This is a genomic window from Herpetosiphon sp. NSE202, from assembly GCF_042688385.1.
Lineage (GTDB): Bacteria > Chloroflexota > Chloroflexia > Chloroflexales > Herpetosiphonaceae > Herpetosiphon.
In genome coordinates this window covers 743,436-757,564 of sequence record NZ_JBHUPY010000001.1, presented here as the reverse complement: position 1 = coordinate 757,564, position 14,129 = coordinate 743,436, and the positions used below count along the sequence as shown (strand labels likewise).

Here is a 14,129-nt window from a genome sequence, read left to right as displayed (position 1 = left end):
AAGGATAGCCGGTATGTACGATGGTGATAGCGCGGAATCAAGCATTTGGCACGAGCAGCTTGAGCTATTAAGCAAAACCACCCAAGAGCATTTTTGCCTGCACAATGCAGAGTTATTGATTCAACGCATTAGCGCATTAATCAGCCATTACTTGCAAACGCCGCACGTCACCATCGCCCTGCTTCAAAACGATCAGCTTGTGCCCGTTGCTAGCGCGCTTGGCCCACTAGAGGATCCCAGCTATCACCAACCGCCACGCCTACGCCACAATGCAGGCCCTGCTTGGTCAGCACTTTGCCAGCAACAGCAAAGTATCATCACGCCTGCCAGCCCGCTCAACCAACGCTCCCAACTCAGCGTGCCAATGTTGCGCAACGAGCAATTGCTTGGCTTAATCGATATTCAAAGCGACCAGCCAGCCTCAAAACTGCGCTTGCTCCAACCAATTATCGAGATGATCGCCCAGCAATTGGCCTTGGCTTTGGGCACGCTGGCCACCCATCGCCAACATTATCGCGAAGATCAATGCACCAAAATCATCGAAAAAATCAATTTACATATTTTAAAGCACCTTGATGTACTGACCGAGCCATACCAAATTATTCGTTTAATTTGGCACTACTTGCCAATCCAAGGCGCAGCGCTCTATCTCTACGATGAGCAAGGGCTTGGTTTATTGACCCAAATCAATGCCGCCCATGTGCCAACTCGGCGGGGTATGCAAGCCCTAAGCCATTCCGAGCCACTTGGTCAAGCAACCAGCCAAAATAGAGCTAAAATGCTGCTTGCAGGCACGCATGGCATCGATATTCATGTGCCTGGCAATCAGACCAATCTTGGCATGCTGCACTTGATTCCTGCCACGCCATTTGAGTCGAGCGACATCCAGCTGCTGCATGAGTTTGGCGCACGCTTAGGCTATATTCTGGAACATAATCGGCTGTTTCGCTCGATGTATGTGGCCAACGAACGCAATGTGCTCTTTGCCCGCATCGTTAGCCATATTCGCCAAACCATGAATTTGCGCGAGGTGTTACAGGATGTCTTGGCAACCCTTGGTTTAGGCCTACGCGCCGATTTCTGCACTGTGGCGATGTATGAGCAGGAGCAGCGCTTACGCTTTCATGGCACCTACACAACCTTGTTGCCGCCCGATCAGCGCACCGCAACCGAGGCCTTGTTGCATAGCGAAATGTTGCAAGCCTTCCAGCAAAAACGCTCGCTGACGATCGACGAATATCACGATAGCAATTACCCCGAATTACGCGAGCGCTTGCTGGCCTTGAATATTCATGCCTTGGTTTGGGTCCCGTTGGTGGCTAATGGCCAGTGGTTGGGCTTTGTCTGCATCTATAAAGTGCAGCGGCCATTCCTCTGGTCGCTTGATGATTTGCGTTTGATCAACGATGTGGCCGATCAATTGGCCTTGGCGTTGCGCCAAATGCAGCTTTACGAGGCCGAACATCAACGCCGCCGTGAGCTTGAAGCCTTGCAAGAAATTATTCGTGCGATCAGCGGCGAACTCAATTTGCATGCGTTATGCGGCAATGTGGTCGAAAAAGTCATCGACGTGTTTAAAATTGCGGCGGCTGCGGTGCTGATGTGGCATAACGATGGCAGCGCAATGCAGGTCGTGGCTCACGCTGGCTTTTCCGAGCGCTACCTCGATTCGCTGGAAATGACCACCGATACGGTGAATTATTGGATTTCGCGCTTCAAACCACCAACCCCACTCTACATTAGCGATATTCGCCGCGTTTCGCTAATTGGCGGCGATCCGGCCAGTGCTGAAGGGCTTTCGTCACTGTTCGCCCAGCCCTTGATGGTTGACGGGCGGTTTAGTGGCTGGCTGCAAATGTATAGTCGTGGCAACGTGCGCGCCTGGAATGCAGAGGAAAGCCATTTGGCGGCCTCGATTGCCCAGCAAATTGCTCAAGCAATTCATACGGCACGGCGCTATGAGCAAGAGCATTTGCTGCGCACCGATGCAGAGCAATCGTATTATCAATTGCGCAGCGTGCTCGACGAGCTAGAAAACACCCGCGAAACCTTGATCAACTCGGAAAAATTGCGCGCCTTGGGGCAGCTGGCTAGTGGCGTTGCCCACGATTTCAACAATCTACTGGCCTCGATTCTTGGTAATGCCCAATTTTTACTCATTGATGAAACCCACGCCGAACGCCGCGACGCGTTGCAAGTAATCGAACGCGCGGCCAAAGATGGCGCGGTCACGGTGCGCCGAATTCAGGAGTTTGCGCGGGCCTCCGAAACAATCTACGATGATATTGTCGATTTACGTGATGTGGTTAATATTGCGCTCGATTTTACCCGCCCTTCGTGGCGCGACAAAACCCAGCAACGCGGCATCAAGCTCGATATTAGCACCCACTTGGCCGCCGCCCATGTGCAAGGCAGTGCCGCCGAATTGCGCGAAGTTTGCGTTAATTTAGTCGTCAATGCAATTGATGTGTTGCCCAAAGGCGGCACAATTACAATTAGTACGGGCACAACTGGCGAGTGGTCGTATTTCACCATTGCTGATAATGGCCCAGGCATCGCACCAGAAGATCGCACGCGCATTTTTGAGCCATTTTTCTCGACCAAGCCAATTGGCGAGGGCACGGGAATGGGCTTAGCGGTTGCTTTGAGCATTGTGCAACGCCATCGCGGCAAATTATTAACTGAAGATGTCTATCCCCATGGCGCGCGCTTCGTGGTGTTGCTGCCAATTCATCATGCCCCGCAACCAAAGCCGCGCCCAGTTGCGATTGTGCCCAAAACCGCTGCCCAACGCATTTTGGTGGTTGATGATGAGCCAGCAGTGCGCAACATTGTGGCCAAAGTGCTGCGCCACGATCATCACGAAGTAACCTTGGCGAGCTCTGGCGAAGAAGCTCTGCGCTGGATCGACGAACAAGCCTTCGACCTGATTATTTCCGATTTGGGCATGCCAGGCATGAATGGCTGGGATGTGCTGGAGCAAGCGCGCCATCGTCGCCCGAATATCATCGCAATTTTAATTACTGGCTGGGGTTATCAACACGATGCCGATTATGCTGCGGCGCGCGGTGTGGATAGCGTGCTGGGCAAGCCCTTTGAAATGCAAACGTTGCGCAGCACGGTTGCCGATTTGATTCAAGCCCGCAACACACAAAGCCCAAACCGTGTATCATAGGGATGGGTCAAACAGCAGATCGTCGCACCACGCCCAGCCGGCTGCAAGGATGTTTTCCACGTAGACAAGGAGTGTACGCATGTCGTTAATGGATGAATTGCGCCAACAAGATCCTGAATTGGCGCAAGCTATCGACTCTGAAGCTGAACGTCAACGTCATGGGATTGAGCTAATCGCCTCTGAAAACTATGTCAGCAGTGCCGTATTGGCCGCCCAAGGCTCGGTGTTGACCAATAAATATGCCGAAGGTTATCCACGCAAACGCTACTACGGTGGCTGCGAGTTTGTTGACGTTGCCGAAGATTTGGCAATCAAACGGGCCAAACAATTGTTTGGTGCTGAGCATGTCAACGTGCAACCGCACTCTGGCGCGCAAGCCAATATGGCGGTGCAACTGGCAACGCTTGAGCATGGCGACCGCGTGCTGGGCATGAGTTTGGCCCACGGCGGCCACCTGACCCACGGCCATCCGCTCAACTTCTCAGGCAAATCATATGAGATTCACGGCTATGGCGTTGATCGCGAAACCGAACAGATCGATTATGAAGAAGTTGCCGAGATTGCCCACAAAACCCAGCCCAAAATGATTATCTGTGGAGCCAGCGCCTATCCACGCACAATCAATTTCGATTTGCTACGCACAATTGCCGATAATGTTGGGGCAATTTTGATGGCCGATATTGCCCACATTGCGGGCTTGGTTGCTGCTGGCCTGCACCCATCGCCAGTCGGAGTTGCCGATTATGTCACCACGACCACCCACAAAACCCTGCGCGGCCCCCGTGGCGGCATGATTATGTGTGGTGCTGAACACGCCAAAAATATCGATAAAGTCGTATTTCCTGGCGTACAAGGTGGCCCGTTGATGCATGTCATCGCTGCCAAAGCGGTCGCCTTTGGCGAAGCCTTGCAACCAGATTATCGCGATTATATGCGCCGCGTGGTAGAAAATGCCCAAGTTCTGGCCGAAGCCTTGACCAACGAAGGACTGCGGATTGTCAGTGGCGGCACTGATAACCACCTGTTGCTGGTCGATTTGACTCCAGTGAATGCTACAGGCAAAGACGCTGAAAAAGCCCTTGACCATGCTGGCATTACCGTCAACAAAAACGCGATTCCGTTTGATCCCAAGCCACCAATGACTGCCAGTGGTTTGCGCTTTGGCACGCCTGCGGCAACCACGCGGGGCTTTGGGCCAAACGAAATGCGCCAAATTGCCGTTTGGGTTGGCCAAATTGTGCGCGATTTGAGCAACAAAGAATTACAAGCCAAAGTTGCTGGCGAAGTGCGCGAATTATGCGCAGCCTTCCCAGTGCCAGGCCAACCAGAATATGCCTAAATTGGCCAATTAACCAGCTTAAACGAGGTAGTCGGGCGACGACTGCCTCGTTTGGCGTTTGACAAGCAGCCATGGCTGCGGTATCAATGAGATATATAATTTAGCATTTCAACATGTGGAGGACTTTGGCTCATGCGACGACACGCCCAGTGGTTGCTGCTCTGTTTTGTAATCGCAATCCTAGCAGGTTGTGGTAGTGAAATTACCACCAGTCAATCGAAAGTGATGGTTGAGGTCGGTAATTCTTCAATCACTGAAGCAGAATTTACAACCTTTTTGGATTTAAATTCCAATGTTATCAACCAAAATACGAGCGGCCTTGATGCCAATACCACCCGCCAACAACTTTTAGAGCAATTGATTTTGCAAAAAGTGATTCTTGAAGAAAGTGCCAAGCTTGGCGCAGGCATCGATAGTGTGACTGCAGAACAAACTACGATGATGATCGATCAGGCTGTCCAAAAAGAAAAACCAACCTTTGCCGATTATGAAGCGTTTGCCAAAGAAAATCGTTTTGGCACGGTTGAAAGCATGCGCGCCTATGTTGCCCAAATTTTAACCTTCGAGAGCTATGCCAAAATGCTGCAACTGCCAAGCGAAACACCCCAATTTCATCTGTTTCATATTTTGGTTTCAACCCAAACCGTCAGTGAATCAGTAGCCCTTGATCGCGTCAACCAACTCTTGACCCAATTGAAAGCTGGCGAGGATTTCTCGGCCTTAGCTCAACAATATTCTGAAGATCCTGGCAGTGGCTCAAATGGTGGCGACCTTGGCTGGTATACCAAAGAGCAATTTGCTGGCTTCGTTCCTGAATTTGCCGCTGCGCTCAACACGCTGGAAATTGGCCAATTGAGCGAGCCTGTGAAGACCGAATTTGGCTATCACATTATGAAAATTACCGAAAGCCGCAACGCGACCAGCTTTGGCTCATTCCAAGAACTCATGAGTTCGCCCGAAGGCACCGCCTATGTACAAAGCAAAGTCGAAGAATATCGCCAAAAAGATTTGATCAAAAATTATGTCCGCGCCGAGGATGTGCCTTTCCCAGAATCAGTGACCGTTTTCCAATAATCAGAGCAATGCCAATGGGCGTTACGACAGGATGCTTGCTCATCCTGTCGCTCTTTGTTTAAGGAGCAATTATGTTAACCATTCTCAGCCAATTTCCGCTCGACCTGAGCCAAGGCTTTCAAGTTGTGCCAGCCCACAAGATGGTTGCACCAACGCCGCAACCAGCAGAAGGCGCTGATCGCGCGTGGAGCGAATTACAGGGCATCGCTGACTATCAAGCCTTCGTCAGCCCGTTGCCGTTTCAAGCAACCCAAGCCTTGATTGTCACCGAAATCGATGCAGCAACCTTGCCAGCAGTCCGGGCCAGCTTGTTGCGCCGCTATCCCAGCGAATATCACATTCAGAGCCTTGATGCAACTGGCCTGAGCCAACAAACCCTTGCTAACGCCAGCCCAGCCCAAGCCTGGTATCTGCCAGCGCTCAGCATCGAGGCCGATGTGGCTAGCCCTGGCACGTTGGAATGGATTATGGCGCGCTTGGCGGGGCCACACGGCTGCCCATGGGATCGCAAACAAACCCACGCCAGCTTGCGTGAATTCTTGCTTGAAGAAACCCATGAAACCCTCGAAGCGCTCGACGCTGAAGATTGGCCCAATCTCAAAGAAGAATTAGGCGATTTAATCTTGCAAATTGTCTTTCACGCAGAGTTTGGCCGCCAAGCAGGCCGCTTCGATCTCGATCAGGTCTATGCTGCAATCAACAGCAAGCTGATTCGCCGCCACCCGCATATTTTTGGCACCACCGAGGTCAGCGATGCAGACGAAGTATTACGCAATTGGGATGCGATTAAAGCCACTGAGCACAAAGAAAAAGGCAGCCAACGTGAGAGCGCGCTCGATGGCATTGCCAAAACCTTGCCGCCGCTCGCAACAGCGCAGCTCATGGGCAAAAAAGCTGCCAAAGTTGGCTTCGATTGGCCTGATGTCAGCGGCGTGTGGGATAAAGTGCATGAGGAAATTGGCGAATTGCAAGCAGCAACCAGCCCAGAAGAACAAGCAGCAGAGTTTGGCGATGTGCTGTTTGCGCTGACCAATCTGGCGCGCTGGCTCAAAATTGATTCAGAAAGTGCACTACGCGGTACAATTGCCAAATTCCGCAGCCGTTTTGTGGCTGTTGAGCAAGCAGCCCAAGCTCAAGGCCGCCAACTCAGCCAACTCAACCTTAGCGAAGCCGACACGCTCTGGGAAGCAGCCAAACGCACCGAGAAACAATAAGCCAAGTACGAGGAACCGCGAAGAGCACGAAAGACACGAAGGCGAGGTTTTTGAGCCACGAATTCCACTAATTTTACGAACAAGGGCTTTTTGCTTGCAGAATATAATCCCAAAAATCTGTGCCAATCTGTGGCCAAAACTTAACTTCGCAAACTTCGTGGTTCTTAGCCCTTCGTGCTCTTCGTGTCCTTCGTGGTTAATATAGCTTTTGATTTTTGACTTTTGACGTTACTTCATCCTTCACTTCTCTGCGCCTCTGCGTTAAAATCCCAGCCCCCGATTCCTGCCCCCTCGCGTCTCAACCACTTAGCGTATTCGCGACCGAACTGGCAAATTTGCGCGCAAGGTATGCACCCATTGCACCACCTCGCGCAAATGTTCGGTTTCAAGCAGCGGCTCCAGCATCAGATGGCGCTCAGCCAGCCCAGCTAAATCAAAAAACCAATACACACTCATCAGCGGATTAATATCGAGTTTGCTACCTGCGGTTTTGCTGGTCAGATGATAATCGCCAAAATAGCCCTCGACCGCCGAGATAATCGAGCTATTGATCACACTTGGGTCTTGGTAAATTCGGGATTGCGCCCAGTGCACTGCCGCCGCGTAGGCTTGATAAACCGGCATTTGCTTGATCAAACTGCACGTTCCAAGCAGCACTTCGGCTTCGGCCAGCCTAGCAATATTTTGAAAAATATGGGGATAGTGCATATCGCGTTCAGCGCCTAAGCCAATGCATGCCACAATTTTGGTTGGCACTTCATGTAATTGGTTAACCGCCGCCAACGAGATTGAATCTTCGACCAAGGTGCCAATTTCGGCCTCATCGCCCTGCACCAAGGCATCAACCCCGCCATCGACCAAGATGATGGCATCGATTGCTAAATGCTGCACTAAGCGCCGATAACTCGCCAAGAGGGGCTGCACGCCACTGCGCAAAAACGACCAAACCGTTAATAACTCGCCATAAGTTTGGCGAAACCACTCGGCCAAATACAGCTCGGGAAAATAGATAAACGGGCTATGGCGCTGGAACAAAGCAACTTGAGTGGCATCAATTGGGCTATGCTTGGGCACAAATTCAGGGTCGTGGGGCAAACTTGACACCCCATAAACCGTATCGCCGAGATATTCAAGATTGGTGGCGGCCTCAAGGTCGCTAAAGCTGAAATTGGCCAGATGCACATTAAAGCCTTGTTCGCGCAATTGCAGGAAGATTGGCAAGCCACAGAAAATATCAAAACCGCCGCCCATGCCAGCGATTAAAATTGAGCGCCGGCCTTGTAATTGTTCGAGAATTGGCAAATTTAGCTGCATAGTCAACCTCTCCCAATGGCAAAAAGCCGCACTCTGCAACCAGAGTACGGCATGGCGAAAAAGAGCAATGAAGCGTGAAGAATCGCCTAATCGGCTGAGCGCTGCATAATAACGTAGAGCAATTCTAGCAGCACATTCTTAACCGAATCCTTTTGGGTTGCCACACAGGGAACAATTTTAACATGGGCTGGCAACCGCAAGGCGAGCCGCAATTCATCAGGTGCCCAAGCATTTTCGTGGTCTTGCTTGTTAGCGGCGACGACATACGGCGCATCACGTTGCGAAGTGAAGAAATCGATAATCCGATTTGTTTCGCGGAACGTTTCAGGCCGGGTGCTATCGACCAACACAATCAAGCCGAGCATCCCCTCGGACAAGATTTCCCACATAAAGTCGAAGCGTTTTTGGCCGGGTGTGCCGAACAAGTGCAACACCAAATCATCACTGATGGTAATGCGGCCAAAGTCCATTGCAACGGTGGTTTCGCCCTTGAGCAGTTTGGTATCGTCGGAGGCCTTCCGTTCGGTCGAAACCACCTCGATTTCACTAATGGCACGAATGAACTGTGTTTTACCAGCGTTAACCGCGCCACTGATAACCATTTTGACAGTCTGCATACGTCCTCCTAAGACGGAGCTAGGTTGCCGGTGGGAGTGTGGGAGTGTTCCAGCGCAGCGCCGCCTTTCTACATTCCCCTAATACGATTGATGATCCGTGAGACGAGGCTGCGTTTTGGTGCTCCTGCAGCGGCACCAGCACCAGCGCGTCCCGTCGCTGGGACAGGAGGGCGAGGTCGGGTTACCTCAACCAAGCCTGCCGAAATGAAGCCGTATACAATGCGGCTCACATCAAATTCACTCAAACCAGTCCGACTAATCACTTCTTTGATCGAATCTTTGCCGTTGATCCGGGCAAAAATGCGCCATTCATCGGGCGTTAAGTTGATACTTTTAGCCTTTTCGAGTGGCTGATCGACAAAGCGTGCAATCATATCGGTATTGGGAATATGATCCTTGATGCGGCCCCATTCATCGACGCGGCGTACACCCTCCATAATGAGGTTTTCCACCCCAAGCGGTACCGGCGATTGGACATCATCACGGTCGAGTTTTACCCCGGCATTGAAGCAAAACTCACCATCGGGCCAGCCAAACAGACTGTACACCGTCTCTTCTATGTGGGTTTGGATGTGGCGTTGCAGGTCTTCGCGCGTGATAAGATCGCGTTCGACCAGCACCGTTCCAAGCGATTGGTTGCCATCAGTTTGCTGCAGTTGCACCGCCTGCTGCACTTGTTGCGGCGTGAGTTTCCCCGTGCGCTGCAACATCTCGCCGAGCGATTCGCGTTCTTGCGTTTGCGCGGCGTAGAGCAGTTTTCCCTTTTCAAAGTAGAGCGTTGCTGCGGCACTTTGACGGTTCAGTTGTAAACTGCCAGTTTTGTACCCGCGATCGATCAGATAAAGAAAATCAGCGAGTGCAAAGTCGCGCAAATTACCAACAAGAGCCATACAGATGCCCTCACTCTGGATGTACGATGTTAGGACGTAAGTGCAGGCCGAATATCGACCGCAATGGGCTGCGTTTCAATCGTTTGTCCATCGGCGACCAAGACCCGCGCCAGGGCAGCGATTGCTACCTCAAGCATGGCATCATCTGGTTCGCGGGTGGTCAAGCGTTGCAGCGCCAGTGCTGGTGTCATTAAACCACGCACAATCGGGTTTGTTGCTTTGCTTGCCGTAAGCCGCATCAGCTCGTACGCAAGCGCCGCCACAAATGGCACTAGGATGATTCGGCTTAGCAAGCGTAGCCAAAAGGGAAACGTGCCAAGCAATGCAAATACAGGAATGCTGAGCACCACCACAATGAGCAATAAGGTTGTGCCACAGCGCGGGTGGATGGTTGTAAAGGGCCGAACGTGCTCAACGGTCAATGGCAGGCCAGCTTCATAGGCCGATACGGCTTTATGCTCAGCCCCATGATACCCGAAAACCCGCCGAATTTCTGCGGTGCGCCCGACCAAGATCAGGTAGCCAACAAAAATCAGCAAGCGCGTTATACCTTCGATTGTTTCGCGACTGTAGATGCCAAGTTTGGCCCAACTGGCTATGCCCGAAGCAACCAGCAATGGCAACACAAAAAACAACGCAATCGAAATCCCGACCGAGGTTGCGACCAACAGTGCGGTTTGGCCTTTACTCAAGGGTTGCTCTGCTTGATCCTCGGTCACACTGGCCGAAAACATCAAAGCCCACATCCCAATTACCAAAGCATCGCCCAAAAGCTGAATGCCACGCAGCAGCGGAAGCCGACTCCAAAAAACCCGCCGCGCTAAGTTTAATTCACGGTCACGAATGACGATTTGGCCAGAAGGTGAACGGACAGCGACACTAGCCCGGTGTAAACCGCGCATCATTACGCCTTCCATTACTGCTTGTCCACCATACGGAAACCGTTCAGCCATAGCGTTCACCAGAATATGAGGATGGTTTGGTCTGTGTATCGTACCACTAGCCCTTGTCGTTTGACAAGAGGGCAGCCTAGTTATTTTCGTTGCGATCGCTGGGCAACGAGCCACGGGCTTGCCGCCGCGCCAATGATTTGGCCCCAGCTTTGACCCCTGCCAACAAGCTAGCAGCCTTGATCACTGGTGAAACCACGCCTTCAGCCACATACGAGGCTGTTTGCTTGGCGGTTGTGGTCGTAACCTTGGCATTTTCGGTAATATCTTTGACCCGTTCCAACACGTCGTCGACCTTGGGCGAGATTTTTTCCTTGGCCAAGTTGCGCAACTCGTTGACCATCACCACCAACACGCCCACCAAAACAATCATCAAGGTGACCGAGAAGAGTTGGAAAATTGCCAAGAGGATAATCGCAAGATCACGGGCCTCATTCAGCCAGCCCTGTGATATCAACAAAATCGGCAGACCAATCCCAAGAACAAGGAGGACGATGCCCCCGATAATGGCAAACTTCTTCAAGCAATCCTCCAGCGTACCGACACGACCAATCAAAACGTCGAAAGGTACATTTAATGCTTTACAGAGAGGGATTTGATCGCGGCGATTATAGCATATTGCCTTGAAATATGCCACACTTTCACCACAGGAATATTGTCGCCTTTTTTGCCTTTGTAGGGGTTAAACGCGCAGTCGCGTTGCTAGGATTAACATAATCCATGCGGCAATGGTCGATTCGACCAAAGGTACTCCTGCTGGCACTGGCCCAGCCCCAATAAAATGCAAGTTAAAGGCATAACTCATAAGGCAGCCAATCAGCGCTGTGCCCAAAAAAAGTGGCAAATGTCGCCAACGCTGCCCCCAAAAGAGATGCGCCAAGGCTCCGTAAACGCTGGCGAGCAGCGCAATAATCAATGCTGCTGGCTCTAGCTCATTCACGAATAGCGCTCCGTACTGATCCGACCACCACCAAAGACCCGATCCTCGCGATAGAGCACAGCAGCTTGGCCTGGAGTCACCGAACGTTGTGGTTGGTCATAGCGAATGTGCAGCGTGCCGTTGTCGCGGGGGGTAATTGTGGCTGGCACTGCATCACCATGGGCGCGGATTTGCACCGCATAGGTTCCGGCTTCGATCTGGCCATAGACGCTGCGTACATCGTCAATCACAAAATCGCGGCATTCTAGTTCATCAGCGTCACCAACGATGAGCAAGTTGCGTACCGTGTCGATTTCGATCACAAATAATGGCGAGCCAGCTGCAATGCCCAAGCCTTTGCGCTGGCCAATCGTATATTGTGGCAAGCCTTTATGATTACCCAGCACATCGCCACGCCGATTGACAATTGGGCCTGGGCGCATAATTTCTGGGCGTTCTTCGTTTAAGAAACGCCGATAGTTGTTATCGGGAATAAAACAAATATCCATGCTTTCTGGCTTGTCGGCAGTTACCAAGCCCCGTTCACGGGCCATTTGACGCACTTCGGGCTTGGTAAAGCCACCAAGCGGAAAGTGCAAGCGCGCCAGTTCGCGTTGGCCAAGCATATACAGCACATACGATTGATCTTTGTTAATATCCACGCCGCGGCGTAAATCGTAGGGCTGTTCGCCGCCGCCAGTAATATGCACAAAGTGGCCAGTCGCTAAGCCATCGAAGCCCAAGAGTTCAGCCCGTTCGAGCAGCACCCGAAATTTCAGATCGCGGTTGCAGGCCAAGCACGGGTTGGGTGTGGCTCCGCTTGAATATTCGCGCAAGAAGTAATCGATCACATGCTTGCGAAAATCTTTTTGATAATTAAACACATAGTAGGGAATGTCATATTGGGCACAGACCCGCCGCGCTCCTGCGGTCATTTCGACCGAGCAACATTGACTTTCCATGATCCCGTTATCATCGCCTTCCCACAGGTGCATGGTTACGCCAGTCACATCGTGACCTTGTTCTTTGAGCAATACTGCGGTCAGCGAGCTATCCACGCCGCCACTCATGGCGACCATAATCTTTGCCATAATTCCTAATCCTAGGTTGTTGAGCACGAAAGATGATTAACGCGCCGGAAATGCATGGCGCGTCGTAGCTGCCAAAATCATACCACGATTTCTGCTTGCGCTCGATGCTGCGCCGAATTTAAGGCCTTTTTCGTGGTACGATTTTCCTATTACCAACGGAGGACGATCCATGTTACGGGAAATTAGCATCAAAGCCAAACATGATCAGGCGACCTTGGCCAAAGGTGTTGAAACACAATCGGTTTTTCGGCTTGAAGGCAACTGGTATTTTGATCAAGCAGTTGTTGATATGCACAATTTACGGGTAACCGAGCGCACCTATGTTTGCCCCCACAAAGGCACATGCTTCTGGATAGATTTGGTAACTGATAACGGCACCATCGCTGATGTGGCCTGGATGTATACCATCGTCAAGCCCAATTACGAACATATAAAAGATAAAATTGCCTTTTATGGCGGCACACGTCACGCCACAACCGAAGCATAAGCGGTACAATCGACGCTGCATCATTGCTTGATGCAGCGTCTTTTTTTGTGCAAAGGAGCATGCTGTGAGTGGTTTCGTTACAACCGAGCAAATGGGCGCGATCTTTCGGATTACGATCAATCGGCCCGAGAAACGCAATGCAATTAGTTGGCAAGTTGGCAAGGATTTACGCGCGGCGATCGATCAGGCAGCCAGCGCTACGGGCGTGCGGGTTGTCGTCTTGAGCGGCGAAGGCCCAGTTTTTTCAGCAGGCATCGATCTTGGCGATTTGCTTGATCTGCCCAATCGCTATGGCGAACATTGGCTGCGCCAAATGCGCACCATTACCGACGATTGGCAAGCCTTGACGACGCGCATCGAGCGCCTAGAAATTCCCACGATCGCCGTTTTGCATGGCATGTGCCTTGGCTTGGGCTTGGAAATTGCCTTGGCATGCGATTTCCGAATTGCCGCCAATGGCACTAAGTTGGCCTTGCCAGAAACCCGCTTGGGCATTGTGCCCGATGTTGGTGGCACAACCCGCCTGACGCGCTTGGTTGGGGTTGGCCGCGCCAAAGAGCTGATTATGACCGGACGCATGTTTAGCGCCGCCGATGCTGAGCGCTGGGGCGTTGTCAATCAAGTGGCTGACGCAGGCAGTTTAGATCAAGTTGTGCATGCGTTTGCTGATGAGCTGATTCTGGCAGCACCGTTGGCCGTTGGCATGGCCAAACGGGTGATTGATGGCTTATTTGATGTTGATCGTGGCTTGATGCTTGAAGGCTGGGCGCAGAGCCAATTAATTCGCACTGCCGACTTTAGCGAGGGCGTACAAGCAGCCATCGCGCGTCGCGCCGCCGAATTCAAAGGCGAGTAAGCAGAGAAAGGCTATAGGCTGAAGGCTTTTGGCTAGCGGAACATTTTTTTGAATTCCCAAGCCTATAACCTATATGTAATGGTTCATCACGTTAACGACGGTTGCCCCTCACCCCCTCACCCCCTCTCCCGCCCGCGAGGCGAGGGGGAACCACGAAAACAGTGCTCCCCTCGCCCGCGTTCAGTGGGAGAGGGGCTGGGGGT

Annotated in this window: 13 protein-coding genes; 6 read left to right on the top strand and 7 right to left on the bottom strand. The window is 51.9% G+C overall.

What is annotated here, in order from left to right; translation table 11 throughout:
* Window positions 1–13 precede the first annotated feature (13 nt).
* From ACFMKP_RS03300 to mazG, 4 genes are all read left to right on the top strand, one after another.
* Entirely contained in the window at window positions 14–3,175 is a 3,162-nt protein-coding gene (locus ACFMKP_RS03300; RefSeq protein WP_382289025.1) for a GAF domain-containing protein, read from the top strand.
* Window positions 3,176–3,263: 88 nt separating this feature from the next.
* Complete coding sequence (gene glyA, locus ACFMKP_RS03295; RefSeq protein WP_382289433.1) at window positions 3,264–4,514, top strand: serine hydroxymethyltransferase; 1,251 nt, start codon at window positions 3,264–3,266, stop codon at window positions 4,512–4,514.
* Between the two features lie 132 nt (window positions 4,515–4,646).
* Window positions 4,647–5,588 (top strand): peptidylprolyl isomerase, encoded by a 942-nt coding sequence (locus ACFMKP_RS03290; RefSeq protein ID WP_204754608.1) that lies wholly within the window; start codon window positions 4,647–4,649, stop codon window positions 5,586–5,588.
* Window positions 5,589–5,659: 71 nt separating this feature from the next.
* A complete protein-coding gene (mazG, locus tag ACFMKP_RS03285) occupies window positions 5,660–6,802 on the top strand; it encodes a nucleoside triphosphate pyrophosphohydrolase (protein WP_382289023.1) in 1,143 nt (380 codons plus the stop codon).
* Between the two features lie 306 nt (window positions 6,803–7,108).
* Here mazG and ACFMKP_RS03280 read toward each other — a convergent pair whose 3' ends face one another.
* The 7 genes from ACFMKP_RS03280 to mnmA all read right to left on the bottom strand — a co-directional run bounded on the left by ACFMKP_RS03280 (window position 7,109) and on the right by mnmA (window position 12,583).
* Entirely contained in the window at window positions 7,109–8,116 is a 1,008-nt protein-coding gene (locus ACFMKP_RS03280; RefSeq protein WP_382289021.1) for a DUF1152 domain-containing protein, read from the bottom strand.
* An 86-nt stretch (window positions 8,117–8,202) separates the two neighbouring features.
* On the bottom strand, window positions 8,203–8,733 hold the full coding sequence (locus ACFMKP_RS03275; protein ID WP_054533430.1) for an ATP/GTP-binding protein: 531 nt from the start codon (window positions 8,731–8,733) through the stop codon (window positions 8,203–8,205).
* A gap of 68 nt (window positions 8,734–8,801) precedes the next feature.
* Entirely contained in the window at window positions 8,802–9,623 is an 822-nt protein-coding gene (locus ACFMKP_RS03270) for a DUF4388 domain-containing protein (protein ID WP_382289019.1), read from the bottom strand.
* 29 nt (window positions 9,624–9,652) lie between these two features.
* Window positions 9,653–10,576: a DUF1385 domain-containing protein gene (locus tag ACFMKP_RS03265; RefSeq protein ID WP_382289017.1), complete on the bottom strand. Its 924-nt coding sequence runs from the start codon at window positions 10,574–10,576 to the stop codon at window positions 9,653–9,655.
* A gap of 76 nt (window positions 10,577–10,652) precedes the next feature.
* Window positions 10,653–11,033, bottom strand: coding sequence for a hypothetical protein (locus ACFMKP_RS03260; RefSeq protein WP_382289015.1), 381 nt, complete (start codon window positions 11,031–11,033; stop codon window positions 10,653–10,655).
* A 222-nt stretch (window positions 11,034–11,255) separates the two neighbouring features.
* A complete protein-coding gene (locus tag ACFMKP_RS03255) occupies window positions 11,256–11,513 on the bottom strand; it encodes a hypothetical protein (RefSeq protein ID WP_204754604.1) in 258 nt (85 codons plus the stop codon).
* Window positions 11,510–12,583 carry a tRNA 2-thiouridine(34) synthase MnmA gene (gene mnmA, locus ACFMKP_RS03250; RefSeq protein ID WP_382289013.1) on the bottom strand — a complete coding sequence of 358 codons (1,074 nt, stop codon included), beginning with the start codon at window positions 12,581–12,583 and terminating at the stop codon, window positions 11,510–11,512. The genes ACFMKP_RS03255 and mnmA overlap by 4 nt, the downstream gene beginning before the upstream one ends.
* 169 nt (window positions 12,584–12,752) lie before the next feature.
* Here mnmA and ACFMKP_RS03245 point away from each other — a divergent pair, with 169 nt between their 5' ends.
* Both ACFMKP_RS03245 and ACFMKP_RS03240 read left to right on the top strand, forming a co-directional pair.
* Window positions 12,753–13,070 (top strand): DUF427 domain-containing protein, encoded by a 318-nt coding sequence (locus tag ACFMKP_RS03245; protein WP_204754602.1) that lies wholly within the window; start codon window positions 12,753–12,755, stop codon window positions 13,068–13,070.
* A 64-nt stretch (window positions 13,071–13,134) separates the two neighbouring features.
* The gene (locus tag ACFMKP_RS03240; RefSeq protein ID WP_382289011.1) at window positions 13,135–13,926 is read left to right on the top strand and encodes an enoyl-CoA hydratase/isomerase family protein; all 792 of its coding nucleotides are present in this window, start codon (window positions 13,135–13,137) and stop codon (window positions 13,924–13,926) included.
* Window positions 13,927–14,129 lie beyond the last annotated feature (203 nt).

Coding starts and splice junctions, on each gene's coding strand:
- ACFMKP_RS03280 (WP_382289021.1), bottom strand. CDS start 8,116: ATGCAGCTAAATTTGCCAATTCTCGAACAATTACAAGGCCGGCGCTCA.
- ACFMKP_RS03270 (WP_382289019.1), bottom strand. CDS start 9,623: ATGGCTCTTGTTGGTAATTTGCGCGACTTTGCACTCGCTGATTTTCTT.
- ACFMKP_RS03265 (WP_382289017.1), bottom strand. CDS start 10,576: ATGGCTGAACGGTTTCCGTATGGTGGACAAGCAGTAATGGAAGGCGTA.
- ACFMKP_RS03300 (WP_382289025.1), top strand. CDS start 14: ATGTACGATGGTGATAGCGCGGAATCAAGCATTTGGCACGAGCAGCTT.
- ACFMKP_RS03275 (WP_054533430.1), bottom strand. CDS start 8,733: ATGCAGACTGTCAAAATGGTTATCAGTGGCGCGGTTAACGCTGGTAAA.
- ACFMKP_RS03290 (WP_204754608.1), top strand. CDS start 4,647: ATGCGACGACACGCCCAGTGGTTGCTGCTCTGTTTTGTAATCGCAATC.
- mnmA (WP_382289013.1), bottom strand. CDS start 12,583: ATGGCAAAGATTATGGTCGCCATGAGTGGCGGCGTGGATAGCTCGCTG.
- ACFMKP_RS03245 (WP_204754602.1), top strand. CDS start 12,753: ATGTTACGGGAAATTAGCATCAAAGCCAAACATGATCAGGCGACCTTG.
- glyA (WP_382289433.1), top strand. CDS start 3,264: ATGGATGAATTGCGCCAACAAGATCCTGAATTGGCGCAAGCTATCGAC.
- mazG (WP_382289023.1), top strand. CDS start 5,660: ATGTTAACCATTCTCAGCCAATTTCCGCTCGACCTGAGCCAAGGCTTT.